Source organism: Streptococcus suis (genome assembly GCF_019794555.1).
Taxonomy (GTDB): Bacteria; Bacillota; Bacilli; order Lactobacillales; family Streptococcaceae; genus Streptococcus; species Streptococcus suis_AB.
The window spans coordinates 1-21,558 of the sequence record NZ_JAIMEP010000033.1 but is presented as its reverse complement, the minus strand read 5'-3'; the positions used below and the strand labels follow the sequence as shown (position 1 = coordinate 21,558).

Sequence of the window (21,558 nt, the reverse complement as noted above, 5' to 3'; positions counted from 1 at the left end):
CACATAGAGTACCTCGGGCAAGTATTACTTTGAACGGTGCCACCAGCACTCCAATTGGTCAACTCAAGAAATGGATCTAGGACTTTGAGAAACTTTCCGAGAGAAACTTGACACAAACATGCTCAGACTTTTTCTTGACAAGATTAGCACAGTTTGTTATAGTATTGTTCGGGCACCTCTTTTAAGAGGTCGGAGAAAAAGCTCCCTAGTTTTAGGGAGCTATTTTTTGTTTTTCCCAGAGATTAATACACATTCGGAGGACTTATTGGATGAAGAAAATCGCATTTGATTCAAATAAATATTTGAATTTACAACGTGATCATATTTTAGAGCGCATTGCTCAGTTTGAAGGCAAATTGTATATGGAATTTGGTGGGAAAATGTTGGAAGATTTCCATGCAGCCCGCGTACTTCCTGGCTATGAACCTGATAATAAAATCAAACTTCTCCAAGAGTTAAAAGATCAAGTAGAAATCGTCATCGCCATCAATGCTAACAATATCGAACACTCTAAGGCACGTGGCGACTTGGGTATTTCTTATGACCAAGAAGTCTTCCGCTTGATTGACACATTTAATGATATTGATATTTATGTTGGTTCTGTCGTCATTACCCAATACCGTAACCAACCAGCTGCGGATGCCTTCCGTAAGCAGTTGGAAAAACATGGTATCAAGTCCTATCTCCATTACCCAATCAAGGGCTATCCTTCTGATATTGACCACATCATCTCACCAGAAGGTATGGGCAAAAATGACTACATCGAAACTAGTCGCAATCTCGTCGTTGTCACCGCACCTGGACCTGGTTCAGGTAAATTGGCGACTTGTATCTCCCAACTTTACCACGACCAACTGCATGGCGTAACATCTGGCTATGCTAAGTTTGAAACCTTCCCAGTATGGAACTTACCACTTCACCATCCGGTAAACTTAGCATATGAAGCAGCAACTGCCGACCTGGACGACCTCAACATGATTGACCCCTTCCACCTGCAAACCTACGGCAAAACTGCGGTCAACTACAACCGTGACATCGAAGTCTTCCCTGTCCTCAACCGTACCTTTGAACGTATTTTGAGTAAATCACCATACGCATCTCCGACAGATATGGGTGTCAACATGGTAGGTTATTCCATCATCAATGAAGAAGCTGCAATTGAAGCATCTAAGCAAGAAATTATCCGCCGCTACTACCAGACCTTGGTTGATTTCAAGGCAGAGCGGGTTAGCGAGCAGGCCGTGAAGAAAATCGAACTCCTCCTGAATGAAGTCGGTGTGACACCAGCAGATCGTAAGGTTGTTATCGCTGCGCGCGAAAAAGCAGAGCTGACAACTAGCCCAGCCCTTGCTATTCAGTTGCCTACTGGAGAGATTGTAACAGGTAAGACATCCGACCTCCTTAAACCAACTGCATCTGTCCTCTTAAACGCCATCAAACAAATTGCGGCAATTGAAGATGAAACCCTCTTAATCGAACCAACCTACATACGCCCAATCCAGCAATTGAAAACAGATTACCTCGATAAAACCAATACAAGACTGGATGCCAGCGAAATTCTCAACGCATTGGCGATTACCGCACAAGATAGCCCAATTGCAGCAAATGCCATGAAAGAATTGGGCCAATTAAATGGTAGCGAAGCCCACTCAACCGTTATCCTGTCAGATGAAGACAAGAGTGTCCTTCGTAAGCTTGGAATCAATTTAACATTTGATCCAATTTACCAACACAATAAATTTTATCAAGCAAAATAACCGAGAAAAGGAAGTATCCATTAATGGGAAACTTCCTTTTTCTTATTGTATATCAAACACAACAGATTTTACCTTAGTCATGGCTTCAATACTATATTTAATCCCTTGGACTCCAGCACCAGAGCCTTTGATCCCTAGGAATGGGAAATTATCGGGCCCACGTTGCGTTTTAGCATTAATATGCACAGTACCGACCTCCAATTTTGAAGCAAATTCAAAGGCTAATGGGTAGTTTTTCGTAAATATAGATGACTGCAAACCATATTCTGATTGATTACATAACTCAAGTGCTTCTTCAATAGATGATACGCGAATAATTGGAAGCACAGGACCGAACGGCTCTTCCCAAGCAATGTCCATCTCAGGAGTGACCTGATCCAACAAGGTTGGCCAAATTAGATTTTTCTCACGTTTGTAGGGAGTTAACTCCACTGCCCCTTTTGCTTGTGCATCCTGTACCAAACCTTCGATAAAGACAGCAGACTGTTCATCAATGACAGGCGTAATATCCTTATTTTCAAATGGATCCCCTACCGTCAATTTTTCAACTTCAGCCTGAAGCTTCTCAGCCAATTTGTCTGCAACTTCATTTACAACTAATACTCGCTTAATAGCAGTACAACGTTGACCAGAATAACTAAAGGCCCCACTGACGATTTCCTTCGCTGCATGATCCAAATCCGCATCGCTTAAAACAACAGCTGCATCCTTACCACCCAACTCAAGCATAATTGGACGAATACCAGCTAATTTCCCAACTTTTTGACCAATTGGTGTCGAACCTGTGAAATTGATAAAATTCACTTCAGGATGTTCAATGATATAGTCACCAATTTCTGATCCACGACCAGTTATTGTATTGAAAACACCAGCTGGAATTCCTGCATCAGCAAAAGCTTGAGCCAAAAGCAAGCCCGAAATCGATCCTTGTGTTGGTGGTTTAAATATCACTACGTTCCCACCGATAAGCGCCGGAGCAATTTTAGAGGCTGACAAGTTGACAGGGTAATTATAAGGTGCAATAGCTAGAACAACACCAACAGGCTCACGACGAATCAACGATATTTTTGATTTTGCAGCTGGTTCATACGTTCCCCCTTCTAAAGAGGCCCCATAAACACGTAGTCCCTCTTCAGCAGCATAGCGGATCAAATGAGCGGAACGATCTACTTCTCCAATCGATGCTTTTATCCCTTTCGCAACTTCTTTCGCTAAAATCTCACCAATGCTATCTTTGCGTTCTTCTAAAATATCCGCAGCTCGGTGCAAATATTGGGCACGTTCGTATGCAGATAAAGCACGCCAAGCTGGCAAAGCCTTTCTTGCTGCTTCCATAGCCTTGTCGACTTCTTCCTGCGACATGGCAGGAACATTCCCCAACTCTTCTTGATTAATCGGCGAATAAATGGTTATTTTCTTTTCGGAATCAACCCATTTCCCATCAATATAATTCTGATACTGCTTCATTCCTTCCCTCCTTCTGGATAATGTGAACATTGTAACATAGTCAGAAAATATTTGCAAGAATTTTTAGAAAATTTCCAATATTCTTTCGGATTTTCGTGCAAAACATAGAAAAAAAGAGCAATAACCATCTGACAACTCCAACAATGTCAGATGATTATTTACTCTTTTAATGATTAATCGAAATCAACATACTCTTTTTGAAGTTCAAGAACTTCTTCTGCTGTTGCACATTCTGTCAAGGCACGGTGAGCATATTCTTCCATCTTAACTGTATCAAGTTTCTTCATAAGGCTACGTGTACGAAGTACAGATGTTGCACTCATAGAGAACTCATCCAAGCCCATACCTACAAGAAGTGGAACAGCTTGTTGATCACCAGCCATCTCACCACACATACCAGCCCATTTACCTTCTGCGTGTGCAGCCTTGATAACATTGTTAATCAAGCGAAGGATTGATGGGTTATATGGTTGGTAGAGGTATGAAACTTGCTCGTTCATACGGTCTGCAGCCATTGTGTATTGGATAAGGTCGTTTGTACCGATTGAGAAGAAGTCAACTTCTTTGGCAAATTGGTCTGCAAGCATTGCTGCAGCAGGGATTTCAATCATGATACCAACTTGGATATCATCCGCAACTGCTACACCTTCAGCCAACAAGTTTGCTTTTTCTTCTTCAAGGATTGCTTTTGCTGCACGGAATTCTGTTAACAAAGCAACCATTGGGAACATGATACGAAGTTTACCATGTACTGATGAACGAAGAAGGGCACGCAACTGAGTACGGAACATTTGGTTACCAGTCTCAGAAATAGAGATACGAAGGGCACGGAAACCAAGGAATGGGTTCATTTCGTGTGGTAAATCGAAGTAAGGAAGCTCCTTATCACCACCGATATCCATTGTACGAACCACAACTGGCTTACCATTCATACCTTCAAGTACTGCCTTGTAAGCCTCGTATTGCTCTTCTTCTGTTGGGAAGTCTTGTGAGTCCATGTACAAGAATTCTGTACGGTAAAGACCAACAGCTTCTGCACCATTATCATTTACACCTTCAACGTCTTTTGGTGTACCGATGTTAGCTGCCAATTCAAAGTGTTTACCATCAGCTGTTACTGTTTGAGCATCTTTCAAAAGAGCCCATTCAGCTTTTTGCTTAGCATAGGCTTCACCAGCTGCTTTGAATTCTGCAATGACATCTTCTGTAGGGTTGATAACAACATCGCCTGTGATACCGTTAACAGCGAGGACATCACCATCTTTAACAATTTCTGTAATGTTGTTAGTACCTAATACAGCAGCAATTTCAAGTGTACGAGCCATGATAGCTGAGTGACTTGTACGACCACCAATGTTTGTTACAAAGGCTTTTACAAATTGTTTGTTCAATTGAGCTGTATCTGAAGGAGTCAAGTCATGAGCAATCACAATAGATTCTTCATCAATTGTTGCTGGGTTGGGCAAACGAACCCCAAGCAAATGAGCTAAGACACGTTTTGCTACGTCACGAATATCTGCTGCACGCTCTTGCATGTATGGGTTATCTTCCATACCTTCAAAGATAGCGATAAACATATCCGTAACTTCTTTCAAACCAGTCTCTGCGTTTGTTTTCTTGGCGCGAATCGTTTCTTTGATTTGACCTACCATTTCTGGGTCAGCAAGCACCATTAAATGTGCATCAAATACTGCTGCGGCTTCTTCTCCAAGGCTAGCTACTGCATTCTCACGAATAACAGAAAGCTCGTTTTGAGATGCTACAAGAGCAGCATCCAAACGAGCTTCCTCTGCATTTGTATCTTCAACTGTAACAGTTTCAAAGGACAAATCTGGTTGAACGAGTAGATATGCCTTAGCAACGGCAACACCATCAGATGCTGCAATTCCTTTAAGCATTTCTGTCATCTTTTTATGCCAATCCTTCTTTTTCCATTGTTTCAGTGATAGCTGCAATAGCATCGTCAGCATCTGCACCTTCAGCTGTAATAGTTACATCAGCACCTTGACCAACACCAAGACTCATTACACCCATGATTGATTTAAGGTTTACAGATTTGTCTTTGTAGTTCAAAGTGATGTCTGAAGCGAATTTGCTAGCTGCTTGTACAAGCAAAGTTGCTGGACGAGCGTGGATACCTGTTTCTGCCACAATGTGGAAGTCTTTTGAAGCCATAATTGGTTTCTCCTTTATTTTTACAATTATTTCGAGTCAATGTGATAACCCTTACAAAAAGCATTATATCATTTTTTGAAATCATTTTCAAGATTTTTTTATCGTTCTTTCAGTATTTCAAGCCGAAAAACCCACCGAATGGTGAGTTCCTTTCTATTAAATACGAGCGATAAGTGCTTCAGTAAATTGGCTAGTTGACAAGCTTTCAACACCTAATGCACTGGCAAAATCAATCGTCACTTGTTGATGTAAAATAGCCTGTTCTAGAGCGACAATAATTTTCTCAGCAGCTTCATTCCATCCCATAAACTCTAACATCATACAAGCAGACAGGAGTACTGAGCTAGGATTTGCCTTATTTTGACCTGCAATATCTGGAGCAGTTCCATGTGTCGCTTCAAAAATTGCATGACCAGTCTGATAATTAATGTTAGCTCCAGGAGAGATACCAATTCCTCCAACCTGAGCAGCTAAAGCATCTGATGCATAGTCTCCATTCAGGTTGGTCAAGGCCACAACATCAAATTTTTCAGGTGCCAATAAAATCTGTTGTAAGAAGTTATCCGCAATAATATCATTGATAACCAATGAACCATCTTCTAGCTCATTCGAAAACTCCTCTTGAGCTAATTCATAACCCCATTTTCGGAATCCGCCTTCTGTAAATTTTTGAATATTCCCTTTGTGTACCAAGGTTACTGTTTTTAATTGGTGTTTTAGTGCATATTCAATAGCAGAACGAATGAGGCGTTTACTTCCCTCTTCAGAAATGGGCTTTATACCGATACTTGATGACTCTGGAAAACGGATTTTAGCCACTCCCATCTTCTCCTGAAGAAATGAAATGACAGTTGCAACTTCTTCTGTACCAGCATCCCATTCGATTCCTGCATAGATATCCTCTGTGTTTTCACGGAAAATAGTAATATCGGTTTTTTCTGGATGTTTTAATGGACTTGGAACCCCTTGAAAATACCGAACTGGACGAACACAAGCAAACAAATCTAGTTCCTGACGCAATGCGACGTTCAGTGACCGGTGGCCTTTTCCAACAGGTGTACCCAAAGGTCCCTTGATGGCCAACAAATGCTCACGAATCGTTTCCAAAGTCTCATCAGGTAAAGACGTCCCGGTTAAAGCATAAGCTTTCTCACCCGCCAGAACTTCTTTCCACTGAATAGAACGCTGACCATTGTATGCTTTTTCAATTGCTGCATCAATAACTTTTTGAGCCGCTGGCCAGATATCTTGACCAACTCCATCTCCTTCGATATAAGGAATGATCGGTTGATCAGGAACGATGAGTTGCCCATTCTCAAGTTTAATCTTCTCTGCCATACTTACCTCTTTCCAATAGGGATATATTTTAGATTTCTGCTACCAATATAGGAAGAACGCGGACGGATTAACTTATTATTCTTCCGTTGCTCTTGAACATGAGCAATCCAACCTGCCATCCTACTCATTGCAAAAATGAGTGTGAAAATATCGCTATCAATTCCTAATACATGGTAAACAGTTGCAGAGTAAAAGTCGACATTGGGGATTAACCCTTTTTTGTGTTTAATAAAATTCTCTACTTCCTCTGACAACTGATAAAATGCTTCATCGTCAGTTCCGAGTGTCAAATCACGCGCCATTTCTTTCAAATATTGTTGACGAGGGTCCACAGTTTTATAAACACGGTGACCAAATCCCATGATTTTCTCTTTCGAATCCAACTTTTTCTGCAAGTATCCTTCCGTATCACCGCTTTCACGAATTGCTAGTAGCATGTCAAATACACGCTCGTTTGCCCCACCATGCAAAGAACCTTTTAAAGTCCCAATCGCAGTTGTGACACAAGAATACAAATCCGTTAAAGTTGATGCAGTGACTCGCGCAGCAAAGGTTGATGCATTCAATTCATGATCAGCATGCAAAACAAGTGCTTTACTAAATGCTTTCACTTGCAATTCTGAAGGTTCTTCACCATTTAACATATAAAGGAAATTTGCAGCAAATCCCAAGTCTGAACGCGGTTCAATTGGAACCAATCCTCTTCTCAAACGAGCAAATGTTGCAATGATAGTTGGAACCTTTGCCATAATTTGAATAGATTGATCATACAAAGCCTCTAAGGAATTTTCTTCAGCATGTACATTATAAACTCCTAAGAGGGACACAGTTGAACGTAACACACTCATCGGGTGCAAGTGTCGACGAGATTGAATCAAAATACATTGTTCGACAGCGTCAGAAATCGCATACTCCTCACGCAACTTTTTCTCAAAATAATTTAATTCAATTTGAGTTGGTAAATGCAAATTCCATAGTAGATAAATGACCTCCTCAAAGGAAACATTATTATCCATTAACTCTGCGATATCGTATCCTGCATAAGACAAGCGATCATCTTCAATTGCGCTGATTCGCGTATCGCAGGCAATCGCATCTTTTAACCCATTCGTTTCTGTCATACGTTTCCCCCCAGTTTTTTTCTTACCACCATTGGTAAAATACCACCATGGCGGTAATAACGAATATCAGCTTCTGCGTCGAAACGCACAAGAGCTTGAAATTCTTTTGAACCTTTTTCAGAATTTGCATGGACGGTAACAACTTGTCCAACTTGTACATCTTCTGGTAAATCAATCGTATAGTGTTCATATCCAGTTAAACCAAGACTTTCCGCTGTTTCACCATCCAAAAATTGAAGAGGTAGAACGCCCATCATGACCAAGTTTGAACGGTGAATTCGCTCAAATGATTCAGCAAGAACAACTTTCACACCAAGCAAGTTTGAACCTTTCGCTGCCCAGTCACGGCTAGAACCCATTCCATAATCCTTACCAGCAATGACGATACTACCAATACCAGCGGCCTTATATTTCATGGCTGCATCATAGATAGGAAGAATTTCTCCCTCATATGTGGTCCATCCACCAATTTTCCCATCTGCGAGTTCATTTTTTATACGAATATTTGCAAACGTACCACGCATCATGACCTCATGGTTACCACGACGACTTCCGTAAGAGTTGAAATCCACATAAGAAATTCCATTTTCCTCTAGGTATCGTGCAGCAGGACTTAGACGGGCAATATTCCCGGCTGGCGAAATATGGTCTGTTGTTACTGTATCTCCAAATTTAGCCAAAACAGATAAGTTTTCCAGTGGTTTTATAGATAAATCTTCCTGCATGTTGTCAAAATATGGCGGATTTTGAATGTAGGTAGAAGATGGATTCCAAGCATAATTCTTATCTGACTTTGTTTCAATTGCATTCCATGCTTGACTATCTGTAAAAACTTGCTGGTATTCTTGTTTAAAGAGATCGCACGTAACGTATTGGTCAATGTATGCGTCAACTTCTTCACGACTTGGCATAATATCTGCAAGATAGACTGGCTGATCATCCTTATCATATCCCAGTGGGTCTCTTGTCAAATCAACATTCATATTACCTGCAATAGCATAGGCAACAACAAGTGGTGGACTCGCTAAGAAATTGGCTTTCACAAGTGGGTTGATCCGTCCTTCAAAGTTACGGTTCCCAGATAATACTGCTGAAACTAATAAGTCTTCATCTTTAATGGCTTCTGCTACTTCAGGTCGTAAATCACCTGAGTTACCAATACAAGTTGTACAGCCATAACCGACCAAATTGAACCCTAAGGCATCCAAATAGGTCTGTAAACCTGAATTTTTCAAATAGCCTGTTACAACTTTTGAACCTGGCGCCAAGGACGTTTTGACAGTCTTCGCAACAGTCAAACCTTTTTCAACTGCATTTTTAGCTAATAAACCAGCCGCCAATAGAACGTATGGGTTCGAAGTATTGGTACATGAGGTAATCGCTGCAATCGCAACATGTCCTGTTTGAATCAGTTCGTCGCCGTCTGCGTATTTAACCGTAGCTGTTTTATCTAATTCTTCTTTTTCCAAACCAAATCCACGAACACCAACTTCACGTGTTACACTTGCTTGAAACTCATTTTTAGCATTAGACAATTCAATCAAATCTTGTGGTCTTTTCGGACCAGAAATGGATGGAACAATCGTAGACAAATCTAATTCAAGTACCTTAGTATAGGTTGGAATAGCTGTGCTATCATAGAATAGGTTATTTGCTTTTGCATATGCTTCTGTTAATTCAATTTGCTCCTCTGTGCGGTTGGTCAATCGCATGTAATTGAGGGTTTCAGAATCAATTGGGAAATATCCACAGGTTGCACCATATTCAGGTGCCATATTTGAGACTGTCGCACGATCTGCAAGAGCAAGAGAGGATAAGCCAGGTCCAAAAAATTCCACAAATTTTCCAACTACATTTTCTTGACGAAGCAACTGTGTCACTTTCAAAGCCAAGTCCGTCGCAGTAGCTACTTTCGGTAACTGTCCAGTCAAGTGAACTCCAATCACCTCTGGAATTGGAAAATAAGATGCTTCACCCAACATTGCTGCTTCTGCTTCAATACCACCGACACCCCAACCAAGTACACCAATACCATTGATCATAGTTGTGTGGCTGTCAGTACCAAACATGGAGTCTGGATAAAGCAAACCATCCTTATTAATGATAACGTCACTTAGAAATTCAATATTTACCTGATGAATAATCCCTGTTGCAGGCGGTACAGCACGGTAGTTTTCAAATGAATTTTCAGCCCACTTGAGAAACTCATAGCGCTCATTATTTCGTTCAAATTCTAAGGCGATATTTTGCTCAAGCGCCTGATCTGTCCCGAAAAAGTCAACTTGAACAGAATGGTCAATGACCAAATCGACAGGAATTTCTGGATTTATCAAGTCTGGGCTTCCACCAGCCTTGACAACAGCGTCGCGCATGGATGCAAGGTCAACAACTACAGGTACACCAGTGAAGTCTTGTAAAATGACACGACTAGGTTTAAAAGGGACTTCTCCAGATGGTGAAGAAGCCTGATAATGTAGCAAATCTAAAATGTGATTTTTAGTAACATCAACTCCATCTTCCTTACGAAGAAGACTTTCCAATAAAATTCGGATAGTATATGGAAGTGTATGAATATCCACACCATTTTCGGTTGCAACTGAATTCAATGCAAAGTAAGAGTATTCATTCTCATTATGAAGTAAGCGTTTTTTATACGATAGACTCATCGGCTCTGCCCTCTTTCAACATTATTATTTAGTATAGTATAGATTGTAATATTTATTCAATCTATACCTAACCAAACATGTTACATCATATGACATATTACGTACTTTTTAATAATTATATCAACCGTATCTGATTCTGATATACTCTTTATTTTTTGTTCTGCACCTACTATTGTACTTTAAGCACAACCATTGAAAACCCTACCAAAAATCAACAATAGAAAGAGGTTTTGGCTTGTCCACATACTATATTTGGTGTTATCGATAAATCGATTGCACAATATTTAGTGATTTATTCAGACAAGCTCCTTGACTTTAACTTCAAAATTTTGTATCCTAGATTGGTAACAAAAATGGGATATTTTTATCCTTGAGAGACAAAGGAGAAACTGAATGGTAACTATCTATTCAAAAAATGATTGTGTTCAATGTAAAATGACCAAGAAATTCTTGGACCAACACAAGGTGGGATATAATGAAATCAATCTAGATGAACAACCTGAATTCATCGATCATGTAAAAGGACTCGGTTTCTCAGCAGCTCCTGTTATTGAAACGGAAAATGATGTCTTTTCAGGTTTCCAACCAGGTAAATTAAAAGCCTTGGTTTAATACCTAATCTACCCTACTATAATTAAGAAAGAGATTGCGACTATGAGTTTAAAAGAGCTAGGCGATGTGTCCTACTTCCGTTTAAATAACGAAATCAACCGTCCTGTCAATGGACAAATTCCTCTCCACAAGGACCAAGAGGCTGTCAAGGCTTTCTTCAAGGAAAACGTCCTTCCAAATACAAAGCAATTTGATAGTATTTTAGACAAGATTGCTTATCTATTAGAAGAAAATTACCTTGAAAAAGAGTTTTTGGACCAATACAGTCCAGAATTTATCATCAAAATTGATCAATTCCTGAAAGACCAAGATTTCCGCTTCAAGTCTTTCATGGCTGCCTACAAGTTCTACAACCAGTATGCCCTCAAAACAAACGATGGCTCCTATTACTTGGAAAGCATGGAAGATCGCGTTCTCTTCAACGCCTTGTATTTTGCTGAAGGCAACGAAGAATTGGCATTAAACCTAGCCAATGAAATGATTCATCTTCGTTATCAGCCAGCAACACCTTCTTTTCTCAACGCAGGTCGTGCTCGCCGTGGTGAGTTAGTATCTTGTTTCTTGATTCAAGTCACTGACGATATGAACTCGATCGGACGTTCTATCAACTCTGCTCTGCAATTGTCCCGTATCGGTGGTGGTGTCGGTATCTCTCTTAGTAACTTGCGTGAGGCTGGTGCCCCAATCAAGGGCTATGAGGGGGCGGCTTCTGGGGTTGTTCCTGTTATGAAACTCTTCGAAGACAGCTTCTCCTATTCTAACCAGCTTGGACAACGCCAAGGGGCTGGTGTCGTTTATCTTGATGTTTTCCACCCAGATATTATTTCCTTCCTTTCGACTAAGAAAGAAAATGCCGACGAGAAAGTTCGCGTGAAGACCTTATCACTGGGTATCACAGTTCCTGATAAATTCTACGAATTGGCACGTAAAAACGAAGACATGTACCTCTTCAGCCCATACTCAGTTGAGTTGGAATACGGTGTCCCTTACAGCTACCTAGATATTACTGAGAAATACGATGAATTGGTGGCTAACCCTCGCATTCGTAAGACAAAAATCAAGGCACGTGACTTGGAAACAGAAATTTCCAAACTCCAACAAGAGTCTGGCTATCCATACGTTGTCAACATCGATACAGCTAACCGTAGCAACCCTATTGACGGCAAGATTATCATGTCCAATCTTTGTTCGGAAATCCTTCAGGTCCAAACACCAAGTGTTCTAAACGATTCTCAAGAATACGTGACCATGGGTACTGACGTTTCATGTAACCTTGGTTCAACTAATATCGTTAACTTGATGAAGTCACCTGATTTTGGACGTTCTGTTCGTACAATGACACGCGCTTTGACTTATGTCACAGATCATTCACACATCTCAGCTGTACCATCTATTGAAGCAGGAAACAGTCAGGCGCATTCAATCGGTCTTGGAGCTATGGGACTTCATTCTTACTTGGCTCAGAACTTGATTGATTACGGTTCAAAAACTGCCGTAGAATTTACCAACATCTACTTCATGCTCCTCAACTACTGGACTTTGGTAGAATCAAATAACATCGCTCGGGAACGAAAAGAAACCTTCCATAACTTTGAAAAATCAAAATACGCAGACGGCACTTATTTCGATAAATATGTAACTGGAGACTACCAACCACAATCTGACCGTGTCAAAGAACTATTTGAAGGAATTTTCATTCCAAGCGGACAAGATTGGGCGGAGCTTCGTGAAAAGGTAATGGCTGATGGTCTCTATCATCAAAACCGTCTAGCTGTTGCACCAAACGGATCTATTTCCTATATCAATGACGTCTCTGCTTCTATTCACCCAATCACACAACGGATTGAAGAACGTCAAGAAAAGAAAATCGGTAAAATCTACTATCCAGCAGCTGGCTTGGCAACTGAGACTATTCCATTCTACAAATCTGCCTACGATATGGATATGCGTAAGGTCATTGATGTCTACGCTGCTGCAACAGAGCACGTCGACCAAGGTTTATCCCTCACTCTTTTCCTACGTAGCGAGCTACCTAAAGCTCTTTATGAATGGAAGAAAGAAAACAAGCAAACCACACGTGACCTCTCTATCCTTCGTAACTACGCCTTCAACAAAGGCATCAAGTCTATCTACTACATCCGTACCTTTACCGATGACGGCGAAGAAGTCGGCGCAAACCAATGTGAAAGTTGTGTGATTTAACGTAGCAAGATTAGCTGTTAGCAAGCCAACTAGCTAATCTGCGCCAACCGCTATAAGCGGATTAGCTAGCTACCTTACGACACTGTCGTTCATGATGTGAAGCAACTATTGAGCGCTCAATTAAAAATCCCTTGTGGGGGATTTTTTTACAGGCTACTATCTACTTGTGATATACTATTAGAAATACAAGAAAAAGAAAGAGAACATGATGGAAACCTATTACAAAGCCATAAACTGGAACGCCATTGAGGACGTAATCGACAAGTCTACATGGGAGAAATTGACTGAGCAATTCTGGCTCGATACGCGGATTCCCTTGTCAAATGACTTGGATGATTGGCGTAAACTCACAGCGGAAGAAAAAGACCTGGTTGGTAAAGTCTTCGGTGGATTAACCCTCTTGGATACCCTTCAATCTGAAACAGGTGTTCAAGCTCTCCGCAACGATATTCGCACACCGCACGAGGAAGCTGTCTACAACAACATCCAATTCATGGAGTCTGTTCATGCGAAATCCTACTCTTCTATCTTCTCAACCTTGAACACCAAGTCTGAAATTGAGGAAATTTTTGAATGGACAGATAGCAACGAATTCTTACAGCGCAAGGCAAAAATCATTAACGAAATTTATGAAAATGGTACGGCGCTTGAAAAGAAAGTTGCCAGCGTATTTCTAGAAACCTTCCTATTCTACTCTGGTTTCTTTACACCGCTCTACTATCTTGGTAACAACAAACTGGCCAACGTTGCAGAAATTATCAAACTAATCATTCGTGATGAGTCTGTTCATGGAACTTATATTGGGTACAAATTCCAACTTGGTTTCAATGAATTGTCCGAGGAAGAACAAGACAAACTTCGCGACTGGATGTATGACCTTCTTTACCAACTTTATGAAAATGAAGAGGGCTATACTCGTTCACTCTATGATGCAGTTGGGTGGACTGAGGAAGTCTTAACCTTCCTTCGTTATAATGCCAATAAAGCCCTCATGAATTTGGGACAAGATCCACTCTTCCCTGATTCAGCAGATGATGTAAACCCAATCATCATGAACGGTATCTCAACCGGTACATCTAACCACGACTTCTTCTCACAAGTCGGTAATGGCTACTTGCTCGGCGAAGTGGAAGCCATGACAGATGATGATTATCTATTTGGATTATAAAAAGAGCCAAAAAAAAGCAGTTCATCTGAGCTGCTTATTTTTTTATACCAAAAATAGTATCATCAAATAGGAAATCCCATTATTTAACATATGTAGCGCCATTGGATAACGAATATCTCGTCTAATTAAATAAAGCCAACCAAGATTAAGACCCATAGTGAAATAAATCAAAAACTGTGGAATAGTTGCTGGAACATGCACCAAACTAAACAAACATCCTGTTACAATCAGATACAAGCTCACAGTTTTCATATCAGCCATTTTGGGGAAGAAATAGGTTGCCAACAAACCTCTAAAAATCAACTCCTCTAAAATTGGTGCAAATACTACGACTGCTAAAAACGCAACCAAAGGGTAGGCAGATACAAATTGGATGACCAAAGTTTGATTCTGACTTTCAGATACTGGCACTAAAAGTTGGACGATGAAGAATACAATATAAAGTAAAATTGGCCAGTGAATCTTATGAAACCATGATGAAGATACACTATAGTCAATGGTCTGCCGAGAAAACACAAATTTCCATAATACAATTGTAAATGCAATTCCGAGTACGATACCAATAATCGCACAAACCCAAATCATATTCTCAATCAATTGAGCCGGAAATTCTGGAATAGCTTGTAATGTCGGTCCTACCATCAAAAATCCAGTAATAATTTGATAAGCAACAAAAAATAAAAATAATAATGCAGTGTGTTTGATAAATTTTAACATGACACCTTTTCCCTTCTTTTTTTCTTAGCTAGAATGTCAGATCGACTATATTATCTACTCGAACCAACTTGGTTTCAATCTTTCCTTCCGCAAATTCACGAGAAATTTTAACCCATTCCTCATCAACTGCTAAAACTTTGCATCAACAACATAAACAAAAATCCGATAAAATTGTTGAGACTATGTAGGATGAGTGCATTGCTATACTGGCCAGAAATTTGATAGGCGAGCCCTAGTACTAGGCTCATACCACCATAAATAAACCAAGATCCGATATTAGTCGGTACATGAATAAGACCAAATAGAAAACTTGATAGTAACAGACCAACAATAGAATCTTTACCAAAGACTTTCCCCATAACAATTCCTCTGAAAAACAGTTCCTCCAAAACAGGAGCAAATAATACTGTAAAGATAAATAAAAGTAAGGTCGGCAAACCTGAATGATTGAGGACTTCTTGATTGGCAGTCGTTTGACCATAACCCTCTTCTAGCATTATCAATTGCCAGCCAATCATTTTCAGACCAAACATAACGATAAAAGCAAGGACTACAAAACCAATATTCGCAACTATCCCCCACCTCTGCTCACCCTTCCATAGGCCTAATTTGCCCGTTAAGATTAGACCAAGAACAACAGCAACCAACAAGAAGGCAGCAGCAATCAGATGGTTATTCCCATCAAAATTTGGTAGGGCAAACATGGCCAACTGGGTCAAAACATTTAGTGCAACGACAGCCAGTCCCACTAAGAGAAACTTCCAATTTTTAACCAGATTCAAGTCTCTCACATTTCCACATCTAATCATAGCAATCTCCTTCACATACACTAAATCAGTTCTTATCACTTTCTTTTTTGAACAATAGCAGAGCTGGCAAGCCCAAAACCATCGGCAAGAGGATATTCAGATTAGACAAATCAATCTGCCCAGTAGCCAGACATTCTCCGAAAATATAGCCAACTGCATAGAAACCTAGACCGATAAAAGAAGCAAGATAAATTTTCTTAAAGACTTTCATGAGTCGACCTCCATCTAAACTAAATAAGTTTGATTTTCTTACGGTTAACAATATAGAAACTAAGGAATCCAACCAGTGTCAGAAAGACAACTGTCATGGGAGTGACAAATTGGAAATACTCCGCTGCAGATGTTCCACTTTCCTGTGGAATTTGTAAATGCCAGAGGCCGATACTGACTAGCAGACTGTAGACAGCAATCTGTAGGGTTTGATACAGAGTTCGTTTCATCATTTTCTTCCAAGCCAATTTCACATCAGCCTTGTCAACCACCAATTTATCCAAGCCCAACTGTTTGATAATGGCGTCCTGTTTAAATTGAGAATAGACAAGTGTCAAAAAGAGGCTGATTCCCATGACATCCTCTCCCAGCGCAAAGCTAACTAGGAAGCTCAGCAGTGTCACTGTCATAAAGAGCATATACATATTGTTGCCGAAATTGGTCAAGGCCGCATAAGACACCTCGTCTAACTCACCAACAATATCATAGAAATAACGAATTGCTCGAATGTGTAGATTTTCCTTTTTCATAGCTATCACCTAAAACTCTTTCAAAAATCCTTATTTAAAATAACGACGAACCATGCGAACCTGCATGACATTGATGTAAATGTGAAGAAAGGCAACAACTAGAAAGGTTGTAATTTGTCGCTCTTGCAATAGCATACTGAGTACAAATAGGAATAGATACAAACCTGGTAACACGATTTGATTCAAAGTGAAAACGATTTGGAAACTCATTTCGTAGTTTGCTTGTTTCTCACCTTCGTCCATTGCCTCAGCAAAGTCCTTCATCTCTTTTACCGTAGCAAAAGCAGAAAGCTTATATTCACGAATCTTCTGTGTTAGTTTAATAATAAATACTTGAGAAACAAGAAGCACAATATAGAAAACTAAGTCAAAAATCGATCCATACATGATCGCACTCTCTTCTAAGAAAGTAACTCCAAAACCTAACCCTAAATTTAAAAGAGTCAATGACGCAGCAACATTGAATGAAATGGTCGCGTACTCTAGGTTACGATACATTTTCTTATATAGTTCATCAACATGTTCCTCATCCTCATCTGAAATGGAATGATAAAGTTTATAATTTTGATTAGCTTTAAGACCAAAGAATACAGTTCCAGCGAAAATTACAAATGTAATAATCCTCGAAAAAATTAGGAAATTATCTAAATTGAGATAAGTAGGTGGGCTGAATTTAAAGATTGATACTCCAAAGAAACCGATAAAGCCACCCAAAATTGCTGAAATCAGCATATACGCTGAATATCTTATCCATCTTTGTTTCGTTGAAATTTGTTTCCCCTGTTTCATTCTTCTACCTCCATTAATTGAAAAACATTCTCCACATTTTCATTAAAAATTTGTGCAATCCGCATGGCAATGACCACCGAGGGCGTGTATTCGCCCCGCTCAATCAAGCTAATGGTCTGCCGAGATACTTCCGCCAACTTTGCTAGCTCTGTCTGATTGAGACCATCTCTGGCCCGCAATTCCTTGAGCCGATTTTTTAAGACATATTCCATGAGTTTTCCTTTCTAGGCTTGGTAGATAATCAAGCCTGTTTCTGTGTCTTCGACAGCTATATTTTCCTTGGCAAACTTGACCAATAAAAGATAAGTATAGTAGAAATCGCCTGCACATGAGGCCCCATGCATGGTTGCCAGCATGAAGTAAAGAGTGGTATTCATCATCCCCAAACCTGCTAACATGGTCAAGCCCAAACTAATCACAACAAAGGGAGCCAGGCTGATTACTAACATTTGCATCCGATTGTAGAGCGAACCTGGACTGGTCGCATAGGCCATGCCCGATTTCCAATAAAACCCGTATTTTACAGGATTATCAGGACAAAAAACTTTGAAGAAGATACCGTGGATAGCCTCATGTACAACTATTAAAAGAATATAGAGAGGGAAAAGCAACCATACCTCCGACACGGCCAGTTCCGAGTAATTCGAACCGTTAGCTATTAACCAACTGCCTATCATTCCAAATATGAAGACAAATGGAAAGATGAGTACCACAGCAAGAATATTCAATCCCCAGACAAACTTCTTATTTTCCATGATATTAACTTCATATAATTTCATTTTTGCTTCCATGTTTCTTCTCCTTCATTTTCCTACAAGCTAGACTAAACTATATAGTCCTAGAGCAACTCCAATCAGTAAGCCAATAATACTTGCGCCTGCAATAATAATTGCTGCCATATCAGATGAAATGTGTCGTTTCATAAGGTTTCTCCTGTCTTTACTTAGATTTTGTTATTATTTTTTCTTTTTGTTAAATTGCAGAGCTAACACTAGTGTCGTCAACAAAGGAGGAAATAGATAACTTAACCCAGTCAAACTCATCTCAAAGCCTAGCAGATTTAGAACTTTAAAGACCAGAATATTGATCAAGAATAAGCTTAGGAAAAGTACCAACACTTTCATTCCATTTTTAACTGTCTTGTTCATTTTTCTTCTCCTTTTCTCTGCTGAGAGTGACTTCTAAAAGAAGGAGAGAATTCATCATCATCAAGAGTATCATGGTATCTATCTCCCGACCAAATACGATGTTTTTAACTAAACTATAAATCAAATATAGTGCAACTAGAACCTGCACTCCTCGCACAACGCTTGTTCCTGTAATCAAAATTCCTTTTTTATTGTTATTGTTTTTCATAACTTTCCACCACTTACTCTCGACTAATTTTAATCTTCTTCCTTCTGCTCTTTTCTGCCAGCTAGTTTCCACAAGCGCTCATCTGTCACTGCGATAGTGCAAATGGCAAGAACGACATGGGTATTATCCAACTGCTGCCACTTCATAATGTCAGCCAGTAGGACAAAAACTAGATAGGCAATTACTGCTACTTGTAGAAATCTTGCGATGTGAAGACTGTTTATCTTTTTCATGGTCATACCCCAACTTTCTTTTTTTCTTGTTCGATGAATTCGTTTTCATCTCTTTATCTTGATATCATTGTAACACTTCTTTTTCTTTTTGACAAGTATCTTTGTCAAAAAAATAATAATTTTTGTCAAAAAGTTTATGATGATAGTCATAATGTAACAAAACCTTGTCATCGTTCTATCTAATTATTCGTAAAAAATAAAAAAAGAGGCTATCTTGCCTCATTCTCCTATATTCGTTAAACGCTCTTTTAATTCTTTATACCGTATCTCTTCAAGATGGACGCCCTCCTGAGAAACGATATAGCTAGAGACAAGATTGGCAAATTTCAAGCCTTGTTTTAAGTTTTTTCCGTTTGCCAGTGCAGCCATCAAAGCTCCAACATGACTATCACCTGCTCCAATCGTATCTTTTACAGTTGCTGGAAAACTAGCCACTTTATGCCAGCCCCCATCAAAAGCAATCGCCCCATTTTTTCCTCTGGTCACAATCACTGCTCGGCCAGTCCGATTAAATAGCTGTATTGTAGCCTTCTCCACATCTACCTCATGAGTTAAATCAATGGATTCCTGCTCATTTACGTGCAAGATTGGAGACAAATCCAGCAACTGTTGCATTCTTTCTAAAGGAATTTTATTTCCCCGTGGTCCAGGCGCAAAGATAATGGGAGTCGGGCAATCTGTCAAACTATCAACCAGTAGCTGCCCCGTTTCCTCTTCCAATTCTAATCCACAGACATAGATATATTCATAAGAGGATAAATCAAGTCCTTCCAACCAAGCGGGATCAAAACGATATTCTACTCCATGATGCGATAAAAATGTTCGCTCACCATCTGACTCTACAAAACAATAGCAACAGCCATTTTCTCCATCTAAAGCAATTGACGTTTCAATACCCAGTTTCTTTAATTCACTTTTAACGAATGTTCCATAAAGACCTGATCCAACCGGTGAAATAAAATCATAATCTACCCCGAGTTGGTGGAGAATAGTAACAACATTGAATGCACAACCACCGAGAGCCATAACTTGTTTTCTTATGTGCGTATCTCCTTGACGACCCGGTAATTGATCCAAATATATCATTACATCACAGACTGTTGAGCCTATGACCAAACATTTTCCCATAATTCTCTCCCGTATCTAAAATCCATTCATCCAGAATAAATTCATTTTAATTATATTTATTTACTTCGACGTAAGAGGCTGGGCTCAAGGCCATGGCCTCTTCTCAGAGTTCATGTCAACACTTCAGCACAGTGGGTGGTTGGCTTTAACAGTCAGGGGAAGTGAAACCGTTCAGTGAGCAGTTTCAGCCTGTCATGCACCTTGCTATTCCCGCTTGTCTAATTCAACAAATTTCTAGGTTTAACCAATTCACGTTTAGGAGAGAGTCTTTTCAAACTTACGTGTCAAACTGGACATAAATTTGTAAAGACCAGAGTAACGTCCTAAATAATTTCGCTTCCATGGCTTATCTCGACCAGCAAAATGTAAGAAAACTGTCTGGTCAATCACCCAATTCAAGTCCCACTTTCCCTGACTTTTTGTTTGATAAATCAAACTGTAGCGTGCATCATAGTTGTACACTTCATCAGGAATCGCGATCACCTTGTCAGCATAAAGACCATTAAGTACATCCTGATCAGGTAAAATCAATCGATTACGATTATTTTTGATAAAGTTTAAAATATCCTCTCGTTTCACATGGGAACGAATAGCTTCTAAGTTCATCAATAGAACACCTGTATTGAAGTAAGAAGAATCCATTTCAAAATTATTCAGTCGAAGCTTATTAACATAATCTAAAAGCTTACCATCTTCATTATGACTAGCCGCTACATAGTACTGCTCCCCCATCTCCATCTCATAAAGCTCCTCAAAACCATTTAGGCAAATCAAATCCGCATCTAAATAAAGGACTTTATCCACTTCTTCTGGTAAAAATTCATGTGCAAGAAGACGGTAATAAATGGTTTGAGGATACCGGTCTGTTGTAGGAGCACTTGCAAAAGCATCCTCTCCGACCACGATTGGATGATAAGTCATTCCCAGATTCTCCACAAAACGCTTGATTTCAGAGTGCTTTTTCAAAAGAACCTGCTGCATTACGAACACCTGAAATGCCTGTTTTGGCATCTGTTGAACGATGGAGTATAAAACTACTTTAAGCTGTTCAACATAAGCATCATCGATTACAAATAATAAATTCATATCTTTTCCCTTTTGTTGATGGATTTCCTCCATTGTATCACAAGCCATTGAAAAAACCAAACTCCCAATGGAGTTTGTTTGTGTCAAGTTTCTCTCGGAAAGTTTCTCAAAGTCCTAGATCCATTTCTTGAGTTGACCAATTGGAGTGCTGGTGGCACCGTTCAAAGTAATACTTGCCCGAGGTACTCTATGTG

Annotated in this window: 22 protein-coding genes; 4 read left to right on the top strand and 18 right to left on the bottom strand. The window is 39.8% G+C overall.

Annotated features, from left to right (window positions below):
- Positions 1 to 269 precede the first annotated feature (269 nt).
- A complete protein-coding gene (locus K6V48_RS10225; RefSeq protein WP_222369501.1) occupies positions 270 to 1,757 on the top strand; it encodes a DUF1846 domain-containing protein in 1,488 nt (495 codons plus the stop codon).
- Between the two features lie 42 nt (positions 1,758 to 1,799).
- On the opposite strand, the gene K6V48_RS10220 is transcribed toward K6V48_RS10225, so the two are convergent.
- From K6V48_RS10220 to acnA, 6 genes are all read right to left on the bottom strand, one after another.
- Positions 1,800 to 3,224 carry an NADP-dependent glyceraldehyde-3-phosphate dehydrogenase gene (locus K6V48_RS10220; RefSeq protein ID WP_222369500.1) on the bottom strand — a complete coding sequence of 475 codons (1,425 nt, stop codon included), beginning with the start codon at positions 3,222 to 3,224 and terminating at the stop codon, positions 1,800 to 1,802.
- Between the two features lie 173 nt (positions 3,225 to 3,397).
- A complete protein-coding gene (ptsP, locus tag K6V48_RS10215; protein WP_222369497.1) occupies positions 3,398 to 5,131 on the bottom strand; it encodes a phosphoenolpyruvate--protein phosphotransferase in 1,734 nt (577 codons plus the stop codon).
- Between the two features lie 4 nt (positions 5,132 to 5,135).
- Positions 5,136 to 5,399: a phosphocarrier protein HPr gene (locus tag K6V48_RS10210; protein WP_024405190.1), complete on the bottom strand. Its 264-nt coding sequence runs from the start codon at positions 5,397 to 5,399 to the stop codon at positions 5,136 to 5,138.
- Between the two features lie 156 nt (positions 5,400 to 5,555).
- Positions 5,556 to 6,737: an NADP-dependent isocitrate dehydrogenase gene (gene icd, locus K6V48_RS10205; protein ID WP_222369494.1), complete on the bottom strand. Its 1,182-nt coding sequence runs from the start codon at positions 6,735 to 6,737 to the stop codon at positions 5,556 to 5,558.
- Positions 6,738 to 6,739: 2 nt separating this feature from the next.
- The gene (locus K6V48_RS10200) at positions 6,740 to 7,858 is read right to left on the bottom strand and encodes a citrate synthase (protein ID WP_024397331.1); all 1,119 of its coding nucleotides are present in this window, start codon (positions 7,856 to 7,858) and stop codon (positions 6,740 to 6,742) included.
- Entirely contained in the window at positions 7,855 to 10,524 is a 2,670-nt protein-coding gene (gene acnA, locus K6V48_RS10195) for an aconitate hydratase AcnA (protein WP_222369491.1), read from the bottom strand. The genes K6V48_RS10200 and acnA overlap by 4 nt, the downstream gene beginning before the upstream one ends.
- A gap of 393 nt (positions 10,525 to 10,917) precedes the next feature.
- Between acnA and nrdH the strand changes: the two genes are divergently transcribed.
- The 3 genes from nrdH (at position 10,918) to nrdF (ending at position 14,506) form a co-directional block, all read left to right on the top strand.
- Positions 10,918 to 11,136, top strand: a complete 219-nt coding sequence (gene nrdH / locus K6V48_RS10190; protein ID WP_222369488.1) for a glutaredoxin-like protein NrdH — start codon at positions 10,918 to 10,920, stop codon at positions 11,134 to 11,136.
- Between the two features lie 42 nt (positions 11,137 to 11,178).
- Complete coding sequence (nrdE, locus tag K6V48_RS10185; protein ID WP_222369485.1) at positions 11,179 to 13,338, top strand: class 1b ribonucleoside-diphosphate reductase subunit alpha; 2,160 nt, start codon at positions 11,179 to 11,181, stop codon at positions 13,336 to 13,338.
- A gap of 208 nt (positions 13,339 to 13,546) precedes the next feature.
- Complete coding sequence (nrdF, locus tag K6V48_RS10180; RefSeq protein WP_222369503.1) at positions 13,547 to 14,506, top strand: class 1b ribonucleoside-diphosphate reductase subunit beta; 960 nt, start codon at positions 13,547 to 13,549, stop codon at positions 14,504 to 14,506.
- Positions 14,507 to 14,548: 42 nt separating this feature from the next.
- On the opposite strand, the gene K6V48_RS10175 is transcribed toward nrdF, so the two are convergent.
- From K6V48_RS10175 to K6V48_RS10120, 12 genes are all read right to left on the bottom strand, one after another.
- The gene (locus K6V48_RS10175) at positions 14,549 to 15,223 is read right to left on the bottom strand and encodes a CPBP family intramembrane glutamic endopeptidase (RefSeq protein WP_222369482.1); all 675 of its coding nucleotides are present in this window, start codon (positions 15,221 to 15,223) and stop codon (positions 14,549 to 14,551) included.
- Between the two features lie 122 nt (positions 15,224 to 15,345).
- The gene (locus K6V48_RS10170) at positions 15,346 to 16,032 is read right to left on the bottom strand and encodes a CPBP family intramembrane glutamic endopeptidase (protein WP_222369479.1); all 687 of its coding nucleotides are present in this window, start codon (positions 16,030 to 16,032) and stop codon (positions 15,346 to 15,348) included.
- Between the two features lie 25 nt (positions 16,033 to 16,057).
- Entirely contained in the window at positions 16,058 to 16,243 is a 186-nt protein-coding gene (locus K6V48_RS10165; RefSeq protein ID WP_172129833.1) for a hypothetical protein, read from the bottom strand.
- 19 nt (positions 16,244 to 16,262) lie between these two features.
- The gene (locus K6V48_RS10160; RefSeq protein ID WP_105126207.1) at positions 16,263 to 16,772 is read right to left on the bottom strand and encodes a DUF3278 domain-containing protein; all 510 of its coding nucleotides are present in this window, start codon (positions 16,770 to 16,772) and stop codon (positions 16,263 to 16,265) included.
- Between the two features lie 30 nt (positions 16,773 to 16,802).
- Positions 16,803 to 17,561: a DUF3169 family protein gene (locus K6V48_RS10155; protein WP_222369476.1), complete on the bottom strand. Its 759-nt coding sequence runs from the start codon at positions 17,559 to 17,561 to the stop codon at positions 16,803 to 16,805.
- Positions 17,558 to 17,773 carry a helix-turn-helix transcriptional regulator gene (locus K6V48_RS10150; RefSeq protein ID WP_105126205.1) on the bottom strand — a complete coding sequence of 72 codons (216 nt, stop codon included), beginning with the start codon at positions 17,771 to 17,773 and terminating at the stop codon, positions 17,558 to 17,560. The genes K6V48_RS10155 and K6V48_RS10150 overlap by 4 nt, the downstream gene beginning before the upstream one ends.
- A 12-nt stretch (positions 17,774 to 17,785) precedes the next feature.
- Entirely contained in the window at positions 17,786 to 18,352 is a 567-nt protein-coding gene (locus K6V48_RS10145; RefSeq protein ID WP_105126204.1) for a DUF3267 domain-containing protein, read from the bottom strand.
- A 165-nt stretch (positions 18,353 to 18,517) separates the two neighbouring features.
- The gene (locus K6V48_RS10140; protein WP_105126203.1) at positions 18,518 to 18,709 is read right to left on the bottom strand and encodes a hypothetical protein; all 192 of its coding nucleotides are present in this window, start codon (positions 18,707 to 18,709) and stop codon (positions 18,518 to 18,520) included.
- The gene (locus tag K6V48_RS10135) at positions 18,693 to 18,917 is read right to left on the bottom strand and encodes a hypothetical protein (protein WP_105107547.1); all 225 of its coding nucleotides are present in this window, start codon (positions 18,915 to 18,917) and stop codon (positions 18,693 to 18,695) included. Before K6V48_RS10135 ends, K6V48_RS10140 begins: the two co-directional genes overlap by 17 nt.
- A gap of 29 nt (positions 18,918 to 18,946) precedes the next feature.
- A complete protein-coding gene (locus K6V48_RS10130; protein ID WP_105126211.1) occupies positions 18,947 to 19,150 on the bottom strand; it encodes a hypothetical protein in 204 nt (67 codons plus the stop codon).
- A gap of 219 nt (positions 19,151 to 19,369) precedes the next feature.
- Positions 19,370 to 20,278, bottom strand: coding sequence for a carbohydrate kinase family protein (locus K6V48_RS10125; protein ID WP_105126202.1), 909 nt, complete (start codon positions 20,276 to 20,278; stop codon positions 19,370 to 19,372).
- A gap of 255 nt (positions 20,279 to 20,533) precedes the next feature.
- Positions 20,534 to 21,364: a glycosyltransferase family 8 protein gene (locus K6V48_RS10120; RefSeq protein WP_105126210.1), complete on the bottom strand. Its 831-nt coding sequence runs from the start codon at positions 21,362 to 21,364 to the stop codon at positions 20,534 to 20,536.
- Between the last annotated feature and the right edge of the window lie 194 nt (positions 21,365 to 21,558).